We start from the raw sequence: 21,593 nt of genomic DNA on the forward strand, positions 1-21,593 counted from the left end.
TTCGCGCAGGGCGAGGGAGGCGGCGAACATGCCGGCACACCGCTCCGGGACGGCGACGCGGGTCGGGATCGGTTGACGTAGATCCGCGCTCGGCGGACGATCTCGACAGAGGCGTGACGACGGTCACAGTCTCCATCCGCCCCCGGATGAAGGAGACGCCGATGAGCGCACCCGCCCAGCCGACCCGTACGCCGGGAACGGCCGAGCCCGACTCCGACGAGCAACGGTTGGCCCAACTCGGCTACCAGCAGGAACTGCGCCGGAAGCTCTCCGGCTTCTCCAACTTCGCCGTCTCGTTCTCGATCATCTCGATCCTGGCCGGCGCGATCACCTCGTACGGCATCGCGATGACCGCCGGCGGCCCGCTGGCGATCACCCTCGGCTGGCTCTTCGTCGGGGGCATGGTGACCCTGGTCGCGCTCGCGATGGCGGAGATCTGCTCGGTCTACCCGACCGCCGGGGCGCTCTACTGGTGGGCGGCGGCGCTGGCCAAGCGGAACAAGGCGGCCTGGGCCTGGTTCGTCGGCTGGTTCAACTTCCTCGGCGAGGTGGCGGTCACCGCCGCCATCGACTTCGGGGCGGCGATCACCACGTCGGCGTTCCTCAGCCTGACGTTCGACCTCGAAGTGACCCCGGAACGCACCTTCGTGGTCTTCCTGGTGATCATCGTCGCGCACGGCCTGCTGAACACCTTCGGGGTCAACCTGGTCCGGCTGCTCTCCGACGTCAGCGCCTGGTGGCACCTGGTCGGGGTGGCGATCATCGTCGGGGTGCTGGCGGTCGTGCCCGACCAGCACAAGCCGATCTCCGAGGTCTTCTTCGAGGTACGCAACGCCACCGGCTTCGACTTCTCCGGCGCGGCGGTCTACGCCGTACTGATCGGGTTGTTGATGGCGCAGTACACGTACACCGGTTACGACGCGAGCGCGCACGTCGCCGAGGAGACCCACGACGCCTCCCGGGCGGCACCCCGGGGCATCGTGATGTCGGTGGTGGTGTCGGTGGTCGCCGGCTTCTTCCTGCTGGTCGCGATCACCTGGTCGATCCGGGACTACGACGCGCAGCGGCAGACCGAGCTGGGGCTGCCGCCGGCCCAGATCTTCATCGACGCCACCGGCCACACCACGGGTACCTTCCTGCTCTTCATCTGCGTGGTGGCGCAGTTCTTCTGCGGGATGGCCTCGGTCACCGCCAACTCCCGAATGGCGTACGCGTTCAGCCGGGACGGCGCGCTGCCCGGCTCGGCGATCTGGCGCAAGGTCAACCCCCGCACCGGTACGCCGACCAACTCGATCTGGCTCTGCGTCGCCTGCTCGACCCTGCTGGTGCTGCCGTCGCTGTGGAACACCACCGCCTACCTGGCGGCCACCTCGATCGCGGTGATCGGCCTCTACATCGCGTACGTCGGGCCGGTCTTCCTGCGCCGCCGCAGCCCGGACTTCCAACCCGGTCCGTGGAACCTCGGCCGGTGGAGCCCGCTGGTCGGCTGGCTGGCGATCGGCTGGGTGGCGGTGATCTGCGTACTCTTCGTGCTGCCCACCACGTCGCCGATCACCGCGTCGACCTTCAACTACACGATCGTCGCGGTCGCGGTGGTGCTCGGCGCGGCCTGGCTCTGGTGGCTGCTGGGCGCCCGCCGCTGGTTCACCGGCCCACGCCAGAACGTGATCCCGACCGTCCCGCAGCCCGACCCCGAGGTACCCGATCCGCAGGTACCCGATCCGGCCGGGTCCGCCGGCTCGCCTCCCGAGCGGGCCGGCGCGGCGGACGGGGAGCGCGGATGACGGCCCGGACTCCGGCGCTCAGCCTGGAGGCGCTGCGGGTGGCGGTCGACAGCGGCGAGATCGACACCGTGGTGCTGGCCCTGGTCGACATGCAGGGGCGGCTCCAGGGCAAGCGGTTCCACGCGCCGTACTTCCTGACCGAGGTGGTGGCGCACGGCAGCGAGGGCTGTAACTACCTGCTCGCCGTCGACGTCGAGATGAACACCGTCGACGGGTACGCGATGTCGAGCTGGGAACGCGGCTATGGCGACTTCGCGATGGTCCCCGACCTGAGTACCCTGCGCCGGGTTCCGTGGCAGCCCGGCACCGCGATGCTGCTCGCCGACCTGCGCTGGCTCGACGGCAGCGGGGACGTACTCGCCTCGCCCCGGCAGATCCTGCGCCGCCAGCTCGACCGGCTGGCGGCGCACGGCCTGACCGCGTACGCCGGAACCGAGCTGGAGTTCGTGCTCTACCGCGACTCGTACGAGGACGCCTGGCGCCGGGGCTACCGAGAACTGACCCCGGCGAACCTCTACAACGTGGACTACTCACTGCTCGGCACCGCCCGGGTCGAGCCGCTGCTCCGGCGGATCCGGGTCGAGATGGCCGGCGCCGGGCTCACCCCGGAGAGCGCGAAGGGGGAGTGCAACCTCGGCCAGCACGAGATCGCCTTCCGCTACGCCGACGCGCTGACCTGCGCCGACAACCACGTGGTCTACAAGAACGGGACGAAGGAGATCGCCGCCCAGGAGGGCATGTCGATCACCTTCATGGCCAAGCCGAACGAGCGGGAGGGCAACTCCTGCCACATCCACTTCTCGCTGCGCGGCGCCGACGGCCGCTCGGCGCTGCTCGGCGACGGGCCGGCGGGGCTGTCGGTCACCGGGCAGCGGGTACTGGCCGGACTGCTGGCGACGATCCCCGACTTCGCCGTGCTGCTGGCGCCGAACGTCAACTCGTACAAGCGGTACCAGCCCGGCTCGTTCGCCCCGACGGCGCTGCGTTGGGGCAACGACAATCGCACCTGCGCACTCCGGCTGGTCGGACACGGCCAGGGGATGCGGGTGGAGAACCGGCTACCCGGCGCCGACGTCAACCCGTACCTGGCGATCGCGGCACTCGTGGCCGGGGCGGTACACGGAATCGAGGCGGAGCTGACCCTGGAGCCTGAGTTCGTCGGCAACGCGTACGGCGACGGGTCCGCGCCCCGGGCGCCGCGTACGCTCCGGGACGCGCTCGACCGCTGGACGGAGTCCTCGCTGGCCGTCGAGGCGTTCGGGGCCGAGGTGGTGGCGCACTACGCCAACCAGGCACGGGTGGAGTTGGCCGCCTTCGACGCGGCGGTGACGGACTGGGAGCTGCGACGTGGTTTCGAACGACTCTGACGACTCTGCCGGCTCTGACAACTCTGCCGGCTCTGACGACTCTGCCGGCTCTCACGACCCTGACGACTCTGCCGGCGCGGTCGGCGCGGTCGGTGTCACCCAGGTGGTGAATCCGGCTACCGGGCTGGTGGTGGCGACGGTGCCGCAGACCACCGCCGCCGAGGCGGAGGCGGCGATCGACCGGGCTGCGCGGGCGTACGGGTCGTGGCGGGAGGTGGCGCCGGGGGACCGGGCCCGGCTGCTGCGCCGGTTCGCCGCCGTGGTCGACGCGCACGTCGAGGAATTGGCCGAGCTGGAGGTACGCAACTCCGGGCACACCATCGGGAACGCCCGCTGGGAGGCCGGCAACGTCCGGGACGTGCTCGACTACTACGCCGGGGCGCCGGAGCGGTTGACCGGCCGGCAGATCCCGGTGCCGGGCGGACTGAACGTCACCTTCCACGAACCGCTCGGCGTGGTCGGGGTGATCGTGCCGTGGAACTTCCCGATGCCGATCGCCGGCTGGGGGTTCGCCCCGGCGCTGGCCGCCGGCAACACGGTGGTGCTCAAGCCGGCCGAGCTGACCCCGCTGACCGCGATCCGCCTCGGCGAACTAGCGCTGGAGGCCGGACTGCCGCCGGACGTGCTGACCGTGCTGCCCGGTCGGGGGAGTGTGGTGGGCGAGGCGTTCGTCGCACATCCGGCGGTCCGGAAGATCTGCTTCACCGGGTCGACCGAGGTGGGTACCCGGATCATGGCCGGCTGTGCCGCCCAGGTGAAACGGCTGACCCTGGAACTCGGCGGCAAGAGCGCCAACCTCGTCTTCGCCGACGCGGACCTGGCGCGGGCGGCGGCCACCGCGCCGTACGCGGTCTTCGACAACGCCGGGCAGGACTGTTGCGCACGGTCCCGGATCCTGGTGCAACGCCCGGTGTACGACCGCTTCCTGGAGTTGCTGGAGCCGGCCGTCCAGGCGTTCCGGGTGGAGGATCCGGCGCTGGAGACGGCCGAGATGGGTCCACTCATCTCGGCCGGGCACCGGAAGTCGGTATCGTCCTATCTAGACGGTGCCGAGGTCGCCTTCACCGGCTCCTGCCCCGAGGGCCCCGGATTCTGGCACGCCCCCACCGTCCTGCTGGCCCGGTCGCCGGCCGAGCGGCACTGGCGGGAGGAGATCTTCGGCCCGGTCGTCTCGGTGCTGCCCTTCGACGACGAGGCCGAAGCGGTGGCGCTGGCCAACGACACCGAGTACGGCCTCTCCGGCTCGATCTGGACCCAGGACGTCGGACGGGCGATCCGGGTGGCCCGAGGCGTCGAGTCCGGCAACCTAAGCGTCAACTCGCACTCGTCAGTGCGGTACTGGACGCCGTTCGGCGGGATGAAACGCTCCGGCCTGGGCCGCGAACTCGGCCCGGACGCCCTGCACGCCTTCACCGACGTCAAGAACGTCTTCCTCGCCACCGACGCCTGACGGCCGACGCAGCCCTGGGTCAGCCCTGCGCGCCCGCCCGATGATCGCAGTACGACGAGCCGACGAAGGCCCGCCACGCGCCGGTCCCGAAGCTCAGCGTGCCGCCGTCGGGGTCCTTGCTGTCTCGGACCAGTACGACCCCCGGCAGGTTGTCGGCGACCTCGACGCAGTTGCCGCCACTGCCGCCGCTGCGGGTGGACTTTCGCCAGTTCGCGTTCGTCACATCCATGGCCGCACGATCTCCTTGATCAGGTCGAGCGACTGCCCGTCCGGCAGCGCTACGTTCCGGACACTCTCCCACTTTCCCAGCAGAGCTTCCACGTCCTCGGTCCGGTCAACCACGGACCCGCCGAGCTGATTCTCCAGATGTCCGACCCAACCGCCCTCCTCGGACCGGGAGAGCACGAATGGACCGCTCAATCCGGCATGCAGGCCGACGTTGGAGGGCAGCACGTGCACGTGAATGTGCGGACGTTCGGCCATATTCAGCAGGTGGAGGAGTTGCTCGGCCATCACCTTCTCGTATCCGTTGGCGAACCGGCGCAGGGCCGTCTCCTCGACCACGGCGACAAACTGTGGCGGGTGTTCCTGGGTCAGAATCGCCTGCCTGGCCATCCGAGCAGCGACGAGGCTCTCGACCTCCTCCTCGGTGCGAGTGTCGTCCGCGCCACGCAGGATCGCGCGGGCGTAGGCGGGAGTCTGGAGGAGGCCGGGGATGAGATTCGGCTCGAAACAGCGGAGTTGCTTCGCCACGCGTTCCGCGTCCAGCCAGGGGCGGAACCAGATCGGCTCACCGTCTCGTTCCGCGAGCAGCAGCAGCGACACGAACAGGTTTCCGGTCTTGAAGATCTTGTCGGCTCGGGCCAGGTAGACGGCGTCCAGCGGGCGTTGGCCGAGTTCGACCGCCGAGACCATCGAGGCGGAGAAGTGCGCCAGCTTGCCGTACTCCTCCTGACTGAGTTCGGCGTTGACGCGCATCAACCGCAACTGGGTCCGGATGAGGTCCGCGGTGGGGATGAGCTTCTTCGACATACTTCCTCCACAGTGCTCCGGGTAGCACCGGAAATGACCGTGCCGAGAGTAGTCCTGTGGAAGCCCAGTGTCACCGGCAGAAGTGGTGGTGGAACCGGCAGAACTTCAGCGCCGCCGGTTCAGCAGATGCGGGGCGTGTTCGCGTACGGCCGCGAGGAGTTGGCGCCGGGACGGGTTCACCAGCGGGTGCCCGGCGACGTCCACCGTCGGGACGGTCTCGTTGCCGTCGGCCACCGAACGGACGAAGGCCGCCGCCTCCGGATCCCGCCAGATGTTCACCTTCCGCACCGGCAGCCGGACGAAGAGAAGCTGGAACATCAACTTCATGCAGTACGGGCACCACGGTCGCCAGTAGAGGACGACCTCGTTCCGAGACTCGCTCATCACCGTCACCCGCTCTCGTACCAGTTGCCGCCGAGCGTAGCCGGCAATCGGCTCTCGACCACCGGTCCGCCACTGGGCGAGGATGCCGGGGAACGGGTCGGACGGAGGAGCGTCGGAATGGTGATGAGTGATCGACTGGCCGGGCGGGTGGCCGTGGTGACCGGTGCCGGCAGCGGGATCGGGCTGGCCACCGTACGCCGGCTCGCCGCCGAGGGGGCCCGGGTGGTCTGCGTCGACATCGCGGCCGAGGCCGGGCAGGCCGCCGCCGACGAGGTGGAAGGTGACTTCGTGGCCTGCGACGTGGCCGACGAGGCACAGGTACGCGATCTCTTCGACCAGGTCGCGGCCCGGCACGGCCGGATCGACGTTGCCTTCAACAACGCCGGCATCTCCCCGCCGGACGACGACTCGATCCTGGAGACCGGCCTGGACGCCTGGGAGCGGGTGCTCCGGGTCAACACCACAAGCGTCTACCTCTGCTGCAAATACGTCATCCCGCACATGCTGCGTCAGGGCAAGGGCTCGATCGTCAACACCGCCTCGTTCGTCGCGCTGATGGGGGCGGCCACCTCGCAGATCGCCTACACCGCGAGCAAGGGCGGGGTACTGGCGCTGACCCGGGAACTCGGGGTGCAGTTCGCCCGGCAGGGAATCCGGGTGAACGCGCTCTGCCCGGGGCCGATCGGCACCCCGCTGCTCCGGGAACTCTTCGCCAAGGACCCGGAACGGGCCGCCCGGCGGCTGGTGCACGTACCGATGGGCCGGTTCGGCGAGCCCGACGAGATCGCCGCCGCCGTCGCCTTCCTGGCCAGCGACGACGCGTCGTTCATGACCGCCGCCCAGTTCGTGGTCGACGGGGGGATAACCGGCGCGTACGTCACCCCGCTGTGAGGTTGTCCGGTGACGTCCGGATGTCGTCCGGGTCACCGAAGCGTGAGCGCGGATGGGCGGCGACGTTAGGCTTGAGGTCATGAACGTCCGTGCGCCGTTGACCCCCGGCACGCTCTCTCCGTGGCGCCAGGTGCCGTCCCACATCGTCCGCCCCGAGTACGTCGGCAAGAAGCGGCCGAAGGAGTGGCGCGGCTCGCACGTGCAGTCCGCCGAGACGATCGAGAAGATGCGGGTCGCCGGCCGGATCGCCGCCCAGGCCACCCAGCTTGCCGGTGAGCACTGCAAGCCGGGCGTCACCACCGACGAGATCGACCGGGTGGTGCACGAGTTCCTGGTCGACCACGACGCCTACCCCTCCACCCTCGGCTACAAGGGCTTCCCCAAGTCCTGCTGCACCAGCCTCAACGAGGTGATCTGCCACGGCATCCCCGACTCGACGGTGCTGATGGACGGCGACATCATCAACGTCGACGTGACCGCGTACCTGGACGGGGTGCACGGGGACACCGACGCCACGTTCTGCGTCGGCGAGGTCGCCGAGCCGGCCCGGCTGCTGGTGGAGCGGACCCACGAGGCGATGATGCGGGGCATCCGGGCGGTCGCCCCGGGCCGGCAGATCAACGTGGTCGGCCGGGTGATCGAGTCGTACGCCAAGCGGTTCGGCTACGGCGTCGTCCGGGACTTCACCGGGCACGGCATCGGCGAGGCGTTCCACAGCGGGCTCTACGTGCCGCACTACGACAGCCCCCGGCCCACCGACGTGATGGAGCCCGGGATGACCTTCACGATCGAGCCGATGATCACCCTCGGCACCCATGAGTACGACATGTGGGACGACGGCTGGACCGTGGTCACCAAGGACCGGCGCTGGACCGCGCAGTTCGAGCACACCATCGTGGTCACCGAGGACGGCCACGAGATCCTCACGCTGCCGTGATGGAGGATTCCCACACTGCTGCCGTGCAGTGCGACCCGCACGTTGTCGTGCCGGCGGACCCGCACACGGCCGTGCCGGACGATCCGCACACTGCCGTGCCGGACGCCCGACGGGACGTCGCCCGGTGACGGACGCCGCCACCCCGGTCAGCGAACACCACCACGCCGACGTCTCCGGCGGCTGGCTGCGCCCCGCCGTCTTCGGGGCGATGGACGGCCTGGTCACCAACATCGCGTTGATCGCGGGCGTCGGCGGCGGTGGGGTAGCGCCACGCAACGTCGTACTGACCGGGTTCGCCGGGCTGGTCGCCGGGGCGATCTCGATGGGGCTCGGCGAGTACACCAGCGTGCAGTCGCAGAACGAGCAGGTCGCCGCCGAGGTCGCCAAGGAGCGCCGCGAGTTGGAGCGGAACCCGGACGGCGAGGCCCGGGAACTCGCCGACGCCTGGGTCGAACGAGGGCTGCCCCGGGACCTCGCCGAGCAGGTGGCGGACGTACTCCGGCACAACCCGGAGGAGGCGCTTCGGGTGCACGTGCAGGAGGAGTTGGGCGTCGACGCCGACGACCGGCCCAGCCCGTGGACCGCCGCCTTCTCGTCGTTCCTCTGCTTCTCGGTCGGCGCTCTGGTGCCGTTGATCACGTACCTGCTCGGCTTCTCCAGCCTCTGGCTGGCGCTGGGCGTGGGCGGTCTCGGCCTGTTCGTCGCGGGAGCGCTGGTCGCCCGGTTCACCAACCGGAAGTGGTGGGTCAGCGGCGGCCGGCAACTGCTGCTCGGCGCGGCGGCCACCGCCGCGACGTACCTGGTCGGCCGACTGATCGGCGTCGGCGTGAGCTGACCGGCGCGTCCCGAACCAGGCCCTTAGACAGCAGTACTCGTCGACCGAGCTACGCCTTGTCGGACTGGCTCGGTTCGAGTCGGAAGACCCGGATGTTCCGACCGCCGGCCCGGGTCACGTACGTCCGGTACGCCGGCCACTCGGTCACCAGCAGCGTCCAGAGCCGCTCCCGTTCCGCGCCGTCGACCAGCCGCGCCCGGACCGGTATCCGGTTGCCGTCGACGGTGATCGTGGCGGTCGGGTCGGCGAGCAGGTTGAGCGCCCAGGCGGGCTGCTCCGGGCGACCCCAGTTCGACCCGGTCACCACGTACGCGTCACCGTCCGGCACGTACAGCAGCGGGTTGCTGCGCGGGCGCCCGGACCGGCGGCCGGTGGTGGTGATCAGCAGTGATGGCACCAGGCCGAGCGCCACCACCCGGCCCCGGGTCAGTTTGGCGACCAGGCGGTCGGCCGGGACCAGTACCGGCGTGCAGGCGGCGAACCAGCGCGAGTGGCCGAGCCGGCGGACGGCCCTGCCCAGCGCGGAGACCGGTCTTCCCGAAGCGGACATCGACCCAGTGTGCCGGTTGCCCGTCCCGCCCGGAACCTCAGACCGGGCGGCGCGCCCCGTCCGGGCCGGAACTCCAGGCAGGCCACGTCAGGCCGGGCCGGAACTCCAGCCAGATCGGGTCAGGCCGGGCCGGTCCGGAACTCCGGCCAGGCCGGGTCAGGCCGGGCGGCCCGGGAACGGCACCGTGGTCGGGCTGATCCCGGCCGCCTTCCGCCACCGGGTGGCCCGGACCGCCGCGTCGGTGAGCCCGTCCAGTGCCCGGGTCCGGTCGGCACCCTCGGTCGCCGGCAACGCCGCCCGCCAGACTCCTGCGGTCCGCTCCTCCACCTCGACCGCCAGCCGGAGCGCGCCGGCCTCGTCGGTGACCGGGAACGGCAGCGCGTACGCCGGCTCGGCCCCCGGCACCGGCCCGCCCCGTTCGGTGAGCAGCAGGACGAGGGCGTCCCGCCGACTGCGGTGCGCCGCCTCGGCCGAACGGGCCTGCTCGGCGGCGGCACCCTTCAGCCGTACCCCGATCGGCCCGTACGCGTAGATCGCCGCGTGCTCGGCGGAGAGCGCCGCCGCCAGTGCCTCGGACATCAGCCCGTCCTCCCGAACGTCACGCCGCCCCGCCGGGTCACCGGCGCACCTCCGGACGGGTCGACCGGGCCGCGACACACACCGACGTCCCGGGTCGCCTCGTCCACGGTCACCGGAGCACCTCCAGGTGGGTCGCCCGGGCGGCGGCGATCGACCCGACCAGCGCGGACCGGCTGGCCGGCGCCTCGGTGCACGCCTTGGCGGCGGCCTCCCGGCCCTGCTGCTCCGCCTCCCGCAACTGGCTCAGCGCGGCGGAGGCGCTGCCCGCCCCGGGGTCGGCCGCCGGGGTCGTGGCGGCGGCGCTGGCGCTCGGCAGGGCGGTGCCGGTCACCCGGGCCAGCTCGGCGGCGTGCGCCCGGTGCGCCTCGGCCACCGGGCGGAGCCGGTCGGCCAGTTCGGGGAACGCGGTGATCGCGGCGTCGTACCGGGCGGCGAGGTCGAGGGCACCAGTGATCAACGGCGCCAGCGGGTCCGGCGGAGGCGGATCGGGCTCGTCGCCGAAGAGACCACAGCCGGTGAGCGGGCCGGTGGCACCGACCAGCGCCACCAGGGCGACTCCGCGTACCACTTCGCGCCGGGACCGCCCCGGCGCGCCGATCGTCTGCTTCGGGTTCCCGATCCGCACCCGGCAAGTCAACACCATCGGTGCCGCCGACGGGGTCGGCACGCTCGCCACGGCCGGTCGTCGGTGCGCCGATCGGGCTCTCGGGCGGCCAGCGCGTTACGCTCTGCGCAGCCGCCGGGCGCTTCAGCCCGGTGGCACACCGGTGTGGCTACCGGCCGGGGCCGGTGATCGTGAGAGAGGGGCGGAGATGACGCAGCGTGGCCGGAGCGACGGTCGGCCGAAGGCGGGCCACCGTGCTCCAGGGCGTCCACGCGAGGACTCGTCCGCGCGTCGGCTCCGGCTCCGTGCCGTGATCGAACCGGTGGTCACCGCCGCCGGCTACGACCTGGAGGACCTTTCGGTGTCCCGGGCCGGCCGGCGGTACGTGGTCCGGGCCGTGGTGGACGGCGACGGCGGGGTGAGCCTCGACGCGGTGGCGGACGTCTCCCGACTCCTCTCCAAGGCGCTCGACCAGGCAGAGGAGACCGGCGGCGACCTGGTCGCCGGGGAATACCAGCTCGAGGTCAGCTCCCCCGGAGTCGACCGGCCGCTGACCCAGCCCCGACACTGGCGACGCAACGTCGGCCGCCTGGTGAAGGTGACCGTACGGGGGCCGGGCGAGCGCCCGGAGCGGGACGGCGACGCCGGGGCGGTGCCGCCGGCACCCGGAGAGCGGCAGTTGACCGCCCGGGTGGTCGGCGCCGACGACACGCGCGTACTGCTGGAGACGGACGCCGGACCGGTCGGCTGGGCGTACCCCGACCTCGGGCCGGGCCGGGTGCAGGTGGAGTTCGGCCGGCTGGACGAGATCGCCGACGACGAGCTGACCGCCGACGGTGATGATGACGACGATGACGACGTCGGGAACGGCGACGACGAAGATGTGGAGGGCGAGGAGCGGTGAACATCGACCTCGCGGCGTTGCGCGCCCTGGAGCGCGAGCGGGAGATCCCGTTCGACACGATCCTCGCGGCGATCGAGACCGCGTTGCTGACGGCGTACCGGCACACCGAGGGAGCCCAGGCGCACGCCCGGGTCGAGATCGACCGTAAGACGGGCGCGGCCCTGGTCTACGCGCAGGAGCAGGACGACGAGGGCGCGGTGATCCGGGAGTTCGACGACACTCCGCACGACTTCGGTCGGATCGCCGCGATGACCGCCAAGCAGGTCATCCTGCAACGGCTCCGGGAGGCCACCGACGAGGTGCACTTCGGTGAGTACGCCGGCCGGGACGGTGACCTGGTCACCGGTGTGGTGCAGGCGCACGAGGCGCGCAGCGAGAAGGGCATCGTCTCGGTCGACCTGGGCAAGGTCGAGGCCGTACTGCCCCAGGCCGAGCAGGTCCCCGGCGAGCTGTACGAGCACGGCCAGCGGCTCCGCTGTGTGGTGGTGCACGTGGTCAAGGGCTTCCGTGGCCCGCAGATCACCCTTTCCCGGTCGCACCCGAACCTGGTGAAGAAGCTCTTCGCCCTGGAGGTGCCGGAGATCGCCGACGGCACCGTGGAGATCGCCGCGATCGCCCGCGAGGCCGGCCACCGCACCAAGATCGCGGTCCGTTCCACGGTGCCGGGCGTGAACGCCAAGGGCGCCTGCATCGGCCCGATGGGGCAGCGGGTCCGGGCGGTGATGAGCGAGCTGCACGGTGAGAAGATCGACATCATCGACTGGTCGGAGGATCCGGCGCAGTTCGTCGGCAACGCCCTCTCGCCGGCCAAGGCACTCCGGGTCGAGGTGGTCGACGCGGCGACGCGTACGGCCCGGGTGACCGTGCCGGATTTCCAGCTCTCGCTGGCGATCGGGCGTGAGGGGCAGAATGCCCGACTTGCTGCCCGGCTGACCGGTTGGCGGATCGACATCCGGCCCGATACGGAGCAGATGCCGACCCAGGCGCCGGCCGCCCGGCAGGGCGGTCCTGATCACGCGGCCGAGGCGGACGGAGCGATCTCGGCCGGGTAGGGGTAGACTTTCTCAGTGGTACGACGCGCGGAGCCGGAGCGCACCTGTGTGGGCTGTCGGCAACGAGCGCCGGCCGGCCAGCTGCTGCGGATCGTCGCGGTCGGCGATGAGACTGGTCACAGCCTCCGACCCGATCCGACCCGTAAGCTGCCAGGGCGGGGAGCGCACCTGCATCCCGACCCGGCATGCTTCTCGCTGGCAGTGCGGCGTCGGGCCTTCGGGCGGGCGCTGCGTATCGCTGGCGTACCCGACGCGAGTGAGTTGGCCGAGCACCTCCAAGGCGACGACAACCACGACCGGTCATCCGGCCGGGCGGGATCGACGCAACGGAACCCGAGCAAGGTAGGACGACCGACATGAGCACACGATGAAGTCCCAGAAATGACCAGGCTTCAAGTGCACGAGTGAGGTCGCTGCGGGTGCTGCCCGCACGACCTCGGAGTGAGGAGTGCAGTGGCAGGCAAGGCCCGCGTACACGAGCTGGCTAAGGAGCTCGGGGTCGAAAGCAAGACCGTTCTCGCCAAGCTGAAGGAAATGGGCGAGTTCGTCAAATCAGCGTCGAGCACCGTCGAGGCCCCCGTGGCCCGGCGACTGCGCGGCGCATTCGTCGCGTCCCCGGAACCGGCGGCACCCGCCGCCAGCCCGACGCCGCCGCCGGCACCCAAGGCGGCTCCGGCGCCGGGTGCGGGAGAGCCCAGGGTCTCCGCGAAGCCGGGACCGCCCCGGCGGCCGACGCCGCCAGCGGCGAAGCCCAAGGGGCCGGTGCCCGGTCCGCCGCAGCCGGCGGCTCCGGTCGCCAAGCCGGCGAGCGCGCACGACATCGAACTGGCCGCCGCCGAGGCGCGCGCGGCAGCGCTGAAGGCCGAGCAGGAGGCGACCGTCAAGGCCGCCCAGGCGGCTCGGCAGCAGCGCAACGACACGGTCCGGCGCGAGCCGCCGGCCGACGGTGGCCCCACGAACCGGCCGAAGCCGGGTCCGAATGCCGTTCCGCCGCGTCCGGGCACCCCGTCCGGCGCGCGTCCCGCGCCCCCCGGTGCACCGACGCCCGGCCCCGGCCGGCCCGGTGGCCGTCCGCCGGGACGCAGTGGCGGTAACAACCCGTTCGGCATCACGCCCGGCGGGCAGCGTCCGGCCGCACCGGGCGGGCCCCGACCCAACCCGGCGAACATGCCGCCCCGGCCGAGTCCGGCCTCCATGCCGCCCCGGCCGAGTCCGGCGTCGATGCCGACGCAGCGGCCCGGTCGTCCCGGCGGTGGCGGCCCCGGCCGTCCCGGTGGCGGTGGCGGTGCCGGTCGTCCCGGTGGCGGCGGTGGCGGCGGTTTCCGCGGCGGCCCCGGTGGCGGCGGCGGTGGCGGTGGCTTCCGTGGTGGTCCCGGTGGTGGTGGCGGTGCCGGTGGCGGCTACCGTGGCGGCCCCGGCGGCGGTGGCGGTGCCGGTGGCGGCGGTTACCGGGGTGGCCCCGGTGGCGGTGCGCCGGCCGGTGGTGCCGGACGTCCGGGTGGCGGCGGTCGTGGCCGTGGCGGCGGTGCCGCGGGTGCCTTCGGGCGTCCGGGCGGCAAGCCGACCCGTGGCCGCAAGTCGAAGAAGCAGCGCAGACAGGAGTTCGACAACCTGTCCGCACCGACCATGAGCTCGGGCGCCCCGCGCGGCCAGGGTCAGGTCATCCGGCTGCCTCGCGGCGCGTCGCTGTCGGACTTCGCGGACAAGATCAACGCGAACCCCGGTTCGCTGGTCCAGGAGATGTTCAACCTGGGCGAGATGGTCACCGCGACCCAGTCCGTCTCCGACGACACCCTGCTGCTGCTGGGCGAGCACCTCGGCTTCGAGGTCTCGATCGTCAGCCCGGAGGACGAGGACCGCGAGCTGCTCGCGCAGTTCAACATCGACCTGGACGCCGAGGTCGCCTCCGAGCGGCTGGTCAGCCGCCCGCCGGTGGTGACCGTCATGGGTCACGTCGACCACGGTAAGACCAAGCTGCTCGACGCGATCCGCAAGGCGAACGTGGTCGAGGGCGAGGCCGGTGGCATCACCCAGCACATCGGTGCCTACCAGGTGCACGTACCGCACGAGGGTGTGGACCGGGCGCTGACCGTCATCGACACCCCGGGTCACGAGGCGTTCACCGCCATGCGTGCCCGTGGTGCCCAGGTCACCGACATCGTGGTGCTGGTGGTCGCCGCCGACGACGGCGTCATGCCGCAGACGATCGAGGCGCTCAACCACGCCAAGGCGGCGGACGTACCGATCGTGGTGGCGGTCAACAAGATCGACAAGCCGGAGGCCAACCCGGACAAGGTCCGGCAGCAGCTCACGGAATACGGTCTGGTCGCCGAGGAGTACGGCGGCGACACCATGTTCGTCAACGTGGCGGCCAAGCCGGGCATCGGCATCGAGGAACTGCTCGAGGCGGTCCTGCTGACCGCCGACGCGTCGCTGGAGCTGACCGCTCCGATCGACGGGCCGGCCCAGGGCGTGGCGATCGAGGCACACCTGGACAAGGGTCGCGGTGCGGTGGCCACGGTGCTGGTGCAGAAGGGCACCCTGCGGGCCGGCGACTCGATCGTCGCCGGTGGGGCGCACGGCCGGGTCCGGGCCATGCTGGACGAGAACGGCAAGCCGGTCACCGAGGCCGGTCCGGCGCGTCCGGTCATGGTGCTCGGTCTGACCGCGGTGCCGGGAGCGGGTGACACCTTCCTGGCGGCCGAGGACGACCGTACGGTCCGGCAGATCGCCGAGCAGCGGCAGGCGCGGCGGCGGGCAGCCAGCTTCGCCAACTCGCACCGCCGGCCGAGCCTCGAAACCATCATGGAGCAGCTCAAGGAGGGCGAGAAGACCTCGCTCAACCTGGTGCTCAAGGGCGACGGGTCCGGCTCGGTGGAAGCGCTGGAGGACGCGCTCTTCAAGCTCGACATTCCGGCGGAGGTCCAACTGCGGATCATCCACCGGGGCGTCGGTGCCATCACGGAGAGCGACGTCATGCTGGCCAGCGCCTCGTCCGAGGCGGTCACGATCATCGGCTTCAACGTCCGGGCCTCGAACAAGGTCCGGGAGATCGCCGACCGCGAGGGCGTGGAGATCCGGTACTACACGGTCATCTACCAGGCCATCGAGGAGATCGACGCCGCGCTCAAGGGGCTGCTCAAGCCGGAGTTCGAAGAGGTCGAGCTGGGCAGCGCGGAGATCCGCGACGTCTTCCGCTCGTCCAAGATCGGAAACATCGCCGGTTGTATCGTCCGGTCCGGTGTCATCCGCCGTAACGCCAAGGCGCGGCTGCTGCGGGACGGGACGGTCGTGGCCGACAACGTCTCGATCAGCTCGCTGAAGCGGTTCAAGGACGACGCCACCGAGGTCCGCGAGGGCTTCGAGTGCGGTCTGACGTTGAGCAACTTCAACAACGTGCAGGTCGGGGACATCATCGAGACGTTCGAGATGCGCGAGAAGCCGCGCGCCTGAGCGAGTTCGATACCGGTGGCCGGGACCCGTGGGGTTCCGGCCACCGGCCTGTCCAGGGCCGGCGGTGACCGGATCTCTGCCGTCGCGCCGCCAGGGTCGGCGGGCGGTGGGGGCAGGTGCGCGGAAAGGCGGTGAGCGGCGGGGGTGCGATGGCGTACCCTTCCCGCCGTGTATACCGGAACCGCCCTGTTCGACCTGCTGCTGCCCGGAGACTCGCGCTCCCTGAAGGCCAAGCGGTCCTATGTCCGCCCCATCGTCGCCGCACTGCGCAAGTTCGAGGTCTCGGCCGCCGAGGTGGGCGCGCTGGACCTGCACGGCCGGGCCCAGATCGCGGTCGCGTTGGTCGCCTCCGAACCGGACCACGTCGGAACGGTGCTGGACGCCTGCGAGCGTCTGGTCGCCGGACGACCGGAGGTCGAGTTGCTCTCCGTACGCCGTCGGTTGCACGGCGAGGAGGACTGAAGCCCGTGCTGACCAGCGGATGCTGCCGGGATGGCCAATGGCTGACGGCGGCGGCGACGCGCCAGGATGCGCGGGTAGTGTTTCCCAGGTCGGCCGGTCCGGCCGCGACGCGGAGCGTCGCCGGTCCGGCCCGGGAGCAGGATGCCGTGGAGGTGTGGAGATGACGGACCAGGCCAAGGTGCGTCGACATGCGGAGCGCGTACGGGAGCTGGTGGCGTCGGTGGTACGCACCCAGATCAAGGACCCCCGGCTCGGCATGATCACCATTACCGACGCCCGGATCACCCCCGACCTGCGGGAGGCCACGGTCTTCTACACCGTGCTCGGTGACGCCTCCGACCAGGCAGCCACCGCCGCCGCGCTGGAGAGCGCAAAGGGGCTGCTGCGGAGCACCGTCGGCAAGGCACTGGGGCTGCGCCACTCGCCGAGCCTCAGCTTCGTACTCGACGACGTGCAGGACCAGGTCAAGCAGATCGACGAACTGCTGGCGGCGGCCCGGAGCGCCGACGCCGAGGTGCAGCGGCTGGCCGCCCAGGCGGAGTACGCGGGCGAGTCGCAGCCGTACAAGGTCGACGAGGACGACGACTCCGACGACGCCGACGAGGTGGACGAGGACCGGCCGCCGGCCGGTGGCGCCGGAGACCGTCGGTGAGCGGCGCCCTGCTCACCGACGTGTCCCCGCCGGCCGCCGAACAGCCGACCGAGGCGGAGTGGGCGGCGGCGGTCTCCGCCATCACCCGTCTGCCGGCCGACGGTCGGGTGCTGCTGATCTGTCACGTCAACCCGGACGGGGACGCGCTGGGCAGCATGCTCGGCTTCGGGCTGGGGCTGCGCCGGCTCGGCGTACGCCAGCTCCAGGCCACCTTCCCCGGCCGGCCGGAGGTGCCGGAGCCGTTCCGCGACATCCCCGGTCTCGACCTGCTGGTCCCGGCGACGGAGGCGGACCCGGATCCGGACCTGGTGATCTGCTTCGACGTCGCGGCCGTCTCCCGGCTCGGCGACCTGGCCGACCGGCTGGACCGGGCCGGGGCGGCGATCGTGCTGGACCACCACGCCTCGAACACCCGGTTCGGCGGGATCCACCTGGTCGACCCGGACGCCGCCGCCACCTCCGTGGTGGTGGAGAAGCTGCTGGTCCGGCTCGGTGTGCCGCTGGACCGGGGGATCGCCGAGTGCCTCTACATCGCGCTGGCCACCGACACCGGCTCGTTCCGGTTCGACATGACCACTCCGGCGGTGCACGAGATGGCGGCCCGGCTGCTGGCCACCGGAATCCGTCCCGGAGAGATCTCCCGGCGGATCTTCGACACCCGGCCGTTCGGCGCGGTCCGGCTCTACGGCGACGTGCTGGGGCGTACCCAGCTCGAACCGTTGGCTGCCGGTGGGCTCGGTCTGGTCTGGACGTACGCGACCCTGGACGACCTGGCCCGGCACGGGCAGCGCCCCTACACCCTGGAGCCGCTGATCGACTCGGTGCGCTGCACCGCCGAGGCGGACGTGAGCTGCGTACTCAAGCAGGTCGCCGAGGGGGAGTGGGCGGTCTCGATGCGCAGCAAGGGCCCCACGGACGTGAGCCGGGTGGCGGTGGCCCTGGGCGGTGGCGGGCATCGGCTGGCGGCCGGTTTCACCGGGTACGGGACGGCGGCCGAGGTGGTCGACGCGATCCGGGCCGAGCTGGTCCGGGGCGCGGCCGAGAGCGGGAACGGCCCGGCAGACCTGCAAGATCAGGATTAACCCGGGGTGGCGTCGCGCTTTCCGCCGGACGGCGGCGCGGGGACAATCGGCTCATGGAACAGCAGCCGGAGCTCTCCGCGGATGTGCCCCGGGCCTGGGACCGACCGGTCGTCACGGTTCCGACCCTCACTTTTCTGTCCCTGATCGGCGGGCAGTTCCCGTCGTTCTCGACACAGGCGAACGTCTACGCGATCGGCACCGGCGGGGCGCTGGTGTGGCTCGGGCTCGCCAACCGGGTGCCCCGGCGGCCCGTACCGCACCGGCTGCGCTCGGGTGCCGGCTGGTGGCTGGTACCGGTGCTGGTCTTCGGGGTCTTCGAGGCCAGCACGTTCATGCTCGGCTCCCGGGACGACTTCCCGACCTTCTCCAAGATCGCTGATCCGCTGCTGGACGATCCGCTGGTCCGCTCGGTGGCGTACTTCGGGTGGCTCTCCGCCTTCTGGGGGTTGGTCCGGCGATGAGATATCTCGCGATCGCCGGGTTCACCGTGGCGTTGCTGCTCTTCGTGGCGGTCGAGTGGGCCGCACGCCGGGAGGGCTCCCGGATCCCGACCTTCGGCGACGTCTGCGCCTACGTGATGCGGTACGAGGTCGGCCCGGTGCCGGTCGGCCGGATCGCCCTGTTCGGTTTCTGGTGGTGGATGGGCTGGCACTTCTTCGCCCGCTGAGACTTCCTGTTTCGCATCTGGGAAGGGCCCTCCCCGTCGAAGTCCGGCACGACCGTTACGGGAACCGGAGCATCGTCGGGGCCCGATCCCTGCACGGGCGCGACACAGTCCCGGTCGCCGGGGCGAACCGCCGGACCGCCCGCGCGCTGACCAGCCCGATTGCCAAGATCTGACAGCCTGTCCCGTCTCGCATGTCGGGAATGCTGCGCAGGATATGGACCTGAACGATAGCTTGGGTAAGGGAACTGAACGATACCTAGGGTTGCGGTCGCACCGGTCCCACCCGTGACCGGGTGTGGCAACCCGTCGCAGATCGCCTGCCTCCCAGGGTCAACCGACCTGGGGCTCACGCCGTCCCGGCCGCATCGTCCGGAGACCCCGGACCCGCCGTCCCGGCCGATCAGCAGGACCCCCGTCGGGGTGGACCGTGTCGTGCGGTGCCACCCACCCTGGAAGGAGCCTCTCTCATGGCCGCGAAGCCGACCAAACCCAAGCCGGAGAACACCGACGAGGCCCGCGAGCAGGCCCGTCGCGCACTGCAGATGTCGATGGACACCCGCCAGTGACCGAGTTCGGAGCCGCGTGAGGGTCAGTACCCGGCCGCCGGCCGGACCCGTCCGCACCGTTTCCGACCATCCTTCGCACCGGCCGACGAGCCGGTCAGTTCCGCCCGCACCGGCCTGCCGGACGGCTCCGACCCGTCCCGGACAGCCGGTGCGGTCGTGTGTCGGGGAAGGACGGCCCGACCAGCCTCTGCGGACTGTCGGCAGCTCCGACCGGTAGGTCGACGTTGGTATATTGCTTCCCCGACGGGGCCCGGTCGCCGGGCGGGAACTCCCGAGGTGTGACGGGGAGACGTGATGACGCAGCCGGTGCGGGTCAGCATCAGCGGACTGCGGACCCTGGGCGACGAGATCGCCGGGCACGGCACCGAGCTGAGGCGCAACCTCGCGGCGGTCCAGAGTCGACTGGTGCCGCCGGCCGGTCCCGGAGTCGACGGCTGGGTCACCCTCGACGCGACGGCCAGGGCCTCCACCGGCTGGAAGTCCTATCTCGACACGCTCGCCGGCCGGATCGAGGCCAGCGGCAAGCTGCTGACCGGTGCCGCCGACGGCTACCAGGAGGCGGAGCAGCGCTCCACCCGGCGGCTCGGCCGGGTCCGCAGGATGCCGCCGCGCGCACCGGCGGCACCGACCGCGCAGGCTCCCCGCTCCGGCTCGGTGGGCTAGCCGGCATGGCGGGGATGTCCTTCGAGATGGTGCTGCGAGCCGACCCGGAGCCGTGGCGGAAGGCGGCGGCCGACTGGGACAACCTCGGCCGATCGCTCGACGAACGGGTCGATGCCCTGGTCCGGTCGAAGAAACGGATGTCCGGGGTCTGGGAGTCCGGTCCGGCATCCACGGCGGCCGGCGCACACTGCGACAGCCTCTGCAAGGAACTCGACGCGACGTACCCGCCGGTGCTGCTGATCGCCCAGGCGCTCGCCCAGCACGGCAACACGGTCGCCGAACTGCGCGCCCGGGCCCGGGAACTCGTGGAGCAGGGCCGGGCCGCACACATCACCGTCCACCCGGACGGGTCGATGACCGCCGACCCGGCGCACACGACCGAGTCCACCGCCCGCTCGCTGTCCCACCTGGTCTCGGCCCGGGACGCGGTGCTGCGGCAGGCCGCCGAACTCGACGCGCGGACCGGGAAGATCATCGCCGAGAACATGCCGAGCGCGTCCGGCCCGACGACGGCCCAGGTGGACCGGTCGACCGTGCCGGCCAGGGGTACCGACCCGGCGGCCGTGAAGCGGTGGTGGGATTCGCTCTCCCCGGCCCAGCGCCGCTACGCCATGGCGGAATATCCGGAGCTGGTCGGGTCGCTGGACGGGGTGCCGGTGGCCAACCGGGACATCGCCAACCGGATCACGCTGGACCGGGAACTGGATGGCCGACTCGAGCGCCGGGCCGAGTTGGACGCCCGGGAGGCGCGCATCCGGAACATGGTCGAGCAGGGACGCGCCGCCGAACTCTATCCGGGCCAGCACCATCCGGGGACGCTGCTCGCGCAGCGTGAGCTCCGCGAGATCGCGGACGAGCGGGGACAAATCAACCGGACCCTGCCCGGGCTAGAGCAGATCGACGCCCGGCTGGAAAACCCGGAGAAGCCTCGGGCGTACCTGATCGGTCTCTCCACCGTGGACGACGGCCGGGCGATCGTCTCGGTCAACAACCCGGACGCCGCCGACAGCGTGCTGACGTACGTCCCCGGTGTCGGTGTGGACCTGTCGGGGACGGTCTACGGCATCGACCGGGCCGACGCGATGGCGTCGGACGCCGCCAGGGTCGATCCGAGCCGGCAGACCGCCTCTGTGTACTGGCTCGGCTACGACACTCCGAACGATGCCGTCACGAACGCCCCCTTCGCCAGCTACGCCGAGGATGGCGCGCAGGAGCTGAACCGCTTCCAGAACGGCCTGCGGCTCACCCACGAGGGGGAGCCGTCCCGCAACATCGTCCTCGGGCACAGTTACGGTTCACTGGTCGTCGGGCATGCCGCCAGCGGCACAGGGATCAACGCCAGTGGCGTGATCCTGCTCGGTGCGCCGGCGGCGGGCGTCAACTCGGCGCTCGAGTTCCGGGGAGTCACCGCAGACGAGGTGTGGGTCACCCGGGCGGCGAACGACCAGATCGCGAACAAGAGTTGGGACGGGTGGTACGGCATCGACCCGACCGAGCCGGCGTTCGGCGGACGGGTGTTCGGCAGTGACCCGGGCGACGCCGCCGACTGGACGAAGGCTCACTCGTCGTACTGGGATTTCGGGAACCTGGCCCGGGAGAACATCGCGAACATCGTGACCGGGCACCCGGACGGGGTCCGGTGACGGCCGTACCGTCGGGTGGGTGCGTCCGACGAGACC

24 protein-coding genes are annotated in these 21,593 nt (G+C 71.5%); 18 read left to right on the top strand and 6 right to left on the bottom strand.

All coding sequences use genetic code 11. The features are described 5' to 3' along the window. Positions 1-161 precede the first annotated feature (161 nt). The 3 genes from Pen02_RS07605 to Pen02_RS07615 all read left to right on the top strand — a co-directional run bounded on the left by Pen02_RS07605 (position 162) and on the right by Pen02_RS07615 (position 4,601). Positions 162-1,784, top strand: a complete 1,623-nt coding sequence (locus tag Pen02_RS07605) for an amino acid permease (protein ID WP_203865225.1) — start codon at positions 162-164, stop codon at positions 1,782-1,784. Beyond that, positions 1,781-3,151, top strand: a complete 1,371-nt coding sequence (locus Pen02_RS07610) for a glutamine synthetase family protein (RefSeq protein WP_203865226.1) — start codon at positions 1,781-1,783, stop codon at positions 3,149-3,151. Before Pen02_RS07605 ends, Pen02_RS07610 begins: the two co-directional genes overlap by 4 nt. A gap of 103 nt (positions 3,152-3,254) precedes the next feature. Further along, on the top strand, positions 3,255-4,601 hold the full coding sequence (locus tag Pen02_RS07615) for an aldehyde dehydrogenase family protein (RefSeq protein WP_203865227.1): 1,347 nt from the start codon (positions 3,255-3,257) through the stop codon (positions 4,599-4,601). Positions 4,602-4,620: 19 nt separating this feature from the next. On the opposite strand, the gene Pen02_RS07620 is transcribed toward Pen02_RS07615, so the two are convergent. The 3 genes from Pen02_RS07620 to Pen02_RS07630 form a co-directional block, all read right to left on the bottom strand. Beyond that, complete coding sequence (locus tag Pen02_RS07620; protein WP_203865228.1) at positions 4,621-4,830, bottom strand: DUF397 domain-containing protein; 210 nt, start codon at positions 4,828-4,830, stop codon at positions 4,621-4,623. Then, positions 4,821-5,633: a DUF5753 domain-containing protein gene (locus Pen02_RS07625; protein WP_203865229.1), complete on the bottom strand. Its 813-nt coding sequence runs from the start codon at positions 5,631-5,633 to the stop codon at positions 4,821-4,823. The genes Pen02_RS07620 and Pen02_RS07625 overlap by 10 nt, the downstream gene beginning before the upstream one ends. A 105-nt stretch (positions 5,634-5,738) precedes the next feature. After that, complete coding sequence (locus tag Pen02_RS07630) at positions 5,739-6,017, bottom strand: glutaredoxin domain-containing protein (protein ID WP_203865230.1); 279 nt, start codon at positions 6,015-6,017, stop codon at positions 5,739-5,741. A gap of 123 nt (positions 6,018-6,140) precedes the next feature. Between Pen02_RS07630 and Pen02_RS07635 the strand changes: the two genes are divergently transcribed. The 4 genes from Pen02_RS07635 to Pen02_RS07645 all read left to right on the top strand — a co-directional run bounded on the left by Pen02_RS07635 (position 6,141) and on the right by Pen02_RS07645 (position 8,680). Next, entirely contained in the window at positions 6,141-6,908 is a 768-nt protein-coding gene (locus Pen02_RS07635; protein ID WP_203865231.1) for a 3-oxoacyl-ACP reductase, read from the top strand. A gap of 79 nt (positions 6,909-6,987) precedes the next feature. Beyond that, positions 6,988-7,845, top strand: a complete 858-nt coding sequence (gene map, locus Pen02_RS07640; RefSeq protein ID WP_203865232.1) for a type I methionyl aminopeptidase — start codon at positions 6,988-6,990, stop codon at positions 7,843-7,845. Then, positions 7,845-7,973 (top strand): hypothetical protein, encoded by a 129-nt coding sequence (locus Pen02_RS42490; protein ID WP_275413560.1) that lies wholly within the window; start codon positions 7,845-7,847, stop codon positions 7,971-7,973. Before map ends, Pen02_RS42490 begins: the two co-directional genes overlap by 1 nt. Beyond that, on the top strand, positions 7,970-8,680 hold the full coding sequence (locus Pen02_RS07645; RefSeq protein WP_203865233.1) for a VIT1/CCC1 transporter family protein: 711 nt from the start codon (positions 7,970-7,972) through the stop codon (positions 8,678-8,680). Before Pen02_RS42490 ends, Pen02_RS07645 begins: the two co-directional genes overlap by 4 nt. 49 nt (positions 8,681-8,729) lie before the next feature. Here the strand turns inward: Pen02_RS07645 and Pen02_RS07650 are convergent, their stop codons facing one another. The 3 genes from Pen02_RS07650 to Pen02_RS07660 all read right to left on the bottom strand — a co-directional run bounded on the left by Pen02_RS07650 (position 8,730) and on the right by Pen02_RS07660 (position 10,377). Next, positions 8,730-9,230, bottom strand: coding sequence for a nitroreductase/quinone reductase family protein (locus Pen02_RS07650; protein ID WP_203865234.1), 501 nt, complete (start codon positions 9,228-9,230; stop codon positions 8,730-8,732). A 156-nt stretch (positions 9,231-9,386) separates the two neighbouring features. Further along, positions 9,387-9,809 carry a ferritin-like domain-containing protein gene (locus tag Pen02_RS07655; protein WP_203865235.1) on the bottom strand — a complete coding sequence of 141 codons (423 nt, stop codon included), beginning with the start codon at positions 9,807-9,809 and terminating at the stop codon, positions 9,387-9,389. Positions 9,810-9,918: 109 nt separating this feature from the next. Beyond that, positions 9,919-10,377, bottom strand: a complete 459-nt coding sequence (locus Pen02_RS07660; RefSeq protein WP_203865478.1) for a hypothetical protein — start codon at positions 10,375-10,377, stop codon at positions 9,919-9,921. Positions 10,378-10,621: 244 nt separating this feature from the next. On the opposite strand from Pen02_RS07660, the gene rimP reads away from it, so the two are divergent. The 11 genes from rimP to Pen02_RS07715 all read left to right on the top strand — a co-directional run bounded on the left by rimP (position 10,622) and on the right by Pen02_RS07715 (position 21,557). Then, positions 10,622-11,317 carry a ribosome maturation factor RimP gene (rimP, locus tag Pen02_RS07665; protein WP_203865236.1) on the top strand — a complete coding sequence of 232 codons (696 nt, stop codon included), beginning with the start codon at positions 10,622-10,624 and terminating at the stop codon, positions 11,315-11,317. After that, positions 11,314-12,369 carry a transcription termination factor NusA gene (gene nusA / locus Pen02_RS07670; RefSeq protein WP_203865237.1) on the top strand — a complete coding sequence of 352 codons (1,056 nt, stop codon included), beginning with the start codon at positions 11,314-11,316 and terminating at the stop codon, positions 12,367-12,369. Before rimP ends, nusA begins: the two co-directional genes overlap by 4 nt. A gap of 48 nt (positions 12,370-12,417) precedes the next feature. Beyond that, entirely contained in the window at positions 12,418-12,729 is a 312-nt protein-coding gene (locus Pen02_RS07675; protein WP_239140313.1) for a YlxR family protein, read from the top strand. A 93-nt stretch (positions 12,730-12,822) separates the two neighbouring features. After that, positions 12,823-15,822, top strand: a complete 3,000-nt coding sequence (gene infB, locus Pen02_RS07680; RefSeq protein WP_203865239.1) for a translation initiation factor IF-2 — start codon at positions 12,823-12,825, stop codon at positions 15,820-15,822. Positions 15,823-15,990: 168 nt separating this feature from the next. Further along, entirely contained in the window at positions 15,991-16,284 is a 294-nt protein-coding gene (locus Pen02_RS07685) for a DUF503 domain-containing protein (RefSeq protein WP_203865240.1), read from the top strand. Positions 16,285-16,444: 160 nt separating this feature from the next. After that, positions 16,445-16,936, top strand: a complete 492-nt coding sequence (gene rbfA / locus Pen02_RS07690; protein WP_203865241.1) for a 30S ribosome-binding factor RbfA — start codon at positions 16,445-16,447, stop codon at positions 16,934-16,936. Between the two features lie 20 nt (positions 16,937-16,956). Next, positions 16,957-18,018 carry a DHH family phosphoesterase gene (locus tag Pen02_RS07695; RefSeq protein WP_203865479.1) on the top strand — a complete coding sequence of 354 codons (1,062 nt, stop codon included), beginning with the start codon at positions 16,957-16,959 and terminating at the stop codon, positions 18,016-18,018. Between the two features lie 53 nt (positions 18,019-18,071). Next, entirely contained in the window at positions 18,072-18,479 is a 408-nt protein-coding gene (locus tag Pen02_RS07700) for a hypothetical protein (protein ID WP_203865242.1), read from the top strand. Further along, the gene (locus tag Pen02_RS07705; protein WP_203865243.1) at positions 18,476-18,685 is read left to right on the top strand and encodes a DUF6186 family protein; all 210 of its coding nucleotides are present in this window, start codon (positions 18,476-18,478) and stop codon (positions 18,683-18,685) included. The genes Pen02_RS07700 and Pen02_RS07705 overlap by 4 nt, the downstream gene beginning before the upstream one ends. An 860-nt stretch (positions 18,686-19,545) precedes the next feature. Next, on the top strand, positions 19,546-19,914 hold the full coding sequence (locus Pen02_RS07710) for a WXG100 family type VII secretion target (RefSeq protein WP_203865244.1): 369 nt from the start codon (positions 19,546-19,548) through the stop codon (positions 19,912-19,914). Between the two features lie 5 nt (positions 19,915-19,919). Beyond that, the gene (locus Pen02_RS07715) at positions 19,920-21,557 is read left to right on the top strand and encodes an alpha/beta hydrolase (protein WP_203865245.1); all 1,638 of its coding nucleotides are present in this window, start codon (positions 19,920-19,922) and stop codon (positions 21,555-21,557) included. Positions 21,558-21,593: the final 36 nt, after the last annotated feature.

Origin of the sequence: Plantactinospora endophytica, assembly GCF_016862915.1 — a bacterium.
Classification (GTDB): domain Bacteria; phylum Actinomycetota; class Actinomycetes; order Mycobacteriales; family Micromonosporaceae; genus Plantactinospora; species Plantactinospora endophytica.

What these genes read in the sequence shown, in the direction of transcription:
- Pen02_RS07605 (WP_203865225.1), top strand. Translation starts at nt 162, where the DNA reads ATGAGCGCACCCGCCCAGCCGACCCGTACGCCGGGAACGGCCGAGCCC.
- Pen02_RS07610 (WP_203865226.1), top strand. Translation starts at nt 1,781, where the DNA reads ATGACGGCCCGGACTCCGGCGCTCAGCCTGGAGGCGCTGCGGGTGGCG.
- Pen02_RS07620 (WP_203865228.1), bottom strand. Translation starts at nt 4,830, where the DNA reads ATGGATGTGACGAACGCGAACTGGCGAAAGTCCACCCGCAGCGGCGGC.
- Pen02_RS07625 (WP_203865229.1), bottom strand. Translation starts at nt 5,633, where the DNA reads ATGTCGAAGAAGCTCATCCCCACCGCGGACCTCATCCGGACCCAGTTG.
- Pen02_RS07630 (WP_203865230.1), bottom strand. Translation starts at nt 6,017, where the DNA reads ATGAGCGAGTCTCGGAACGAGGTCGTCCTCTACTGGCGACCGTGGTGC.
- Pen02_RS07635 (WP_203865231.1), top strand. Translation starts at nt 6,141, where the DNA reads ATGAGTGATCGACTGGCCGGGCGGGTGGCCGTGGTGACCGGTGCCGGC.
- map (WP_203865232.1), top strand. Translation starts at nt 6,988, where the DNA reads ATGAACGTCCGTGCGCCGTTGACCCCCGGCACGCTCTCTCCGTGGCGC.
- Pen02_RS42490 (WP_275413560.1), top strand. Translation starts at nt 7,845, where the DNA reads ATGGAGGATTCCCACACTGCTGCCGTGCAGTGCGACCCGCACGTTGTC.
- Pen02_RS07650 (WP_203865234.1), bottom strand. Translation starts at nt 9,230, where the DNA reads ATGTCCGCTTCGGGAAGACCGGTCTCCGCGCTGGGCAGGGCCGTCCGC.
- Pen02_RS07655 (WP_203865235.1), bottom strand. Translation starts at nt 9,809, where the DNA reads ATGTCCGAGGCACTGGCGGCGGCGCTCTCCGCCGAGCACGCGGCGATC.
- rimP (WP_203865236.1), top strand. Translation starts at nt 10,622, where the DNA reads ATGACGCAGCGTGGCCGGAGCGACGGTCGGCCGAAGGCGGGCCACCGT.
- rbfA (WP_203865241.1), top strand. Translation starts at nt 16,445, where the DNA reads ATGACGGACCAGGCCAAGGTGCGTCGACATGCGGAGCGCGTACGGGAG.
- Pen02_RS07700 (WP_203865242.1), top strand. Translation starts at nt 18,072, where the DNA reads ATGGAACAGCAGCCGGAGCTCTCCGCGGATGTGCCCCGGGCCTGGGAC.
- Pen02_RS07705 (WP_203865243.1), top strand. Translation starts at nt 18,476, where the DNA reads ATGAGATATCTCGCGATCGCCGGGTTCACCGTGGCGTTGCTGCTCTTC.
- Pen02_RS07710 (WP_203865244.1), top strand. Translation starts at nt 19,546, where the DNA reads ATGACGCAGCCGGTGCGGGTCAGCATCAGCGGACTGCGGACCCTGGGC.
- Pen02_RS07715 (WP_203865245.1), top strand. Translation starts at nt 19,920, where the DNA reads ATGGCGGGGATGTCCTTCGAGATGGTGCTGCGAGCCGACCCGGAGCCG.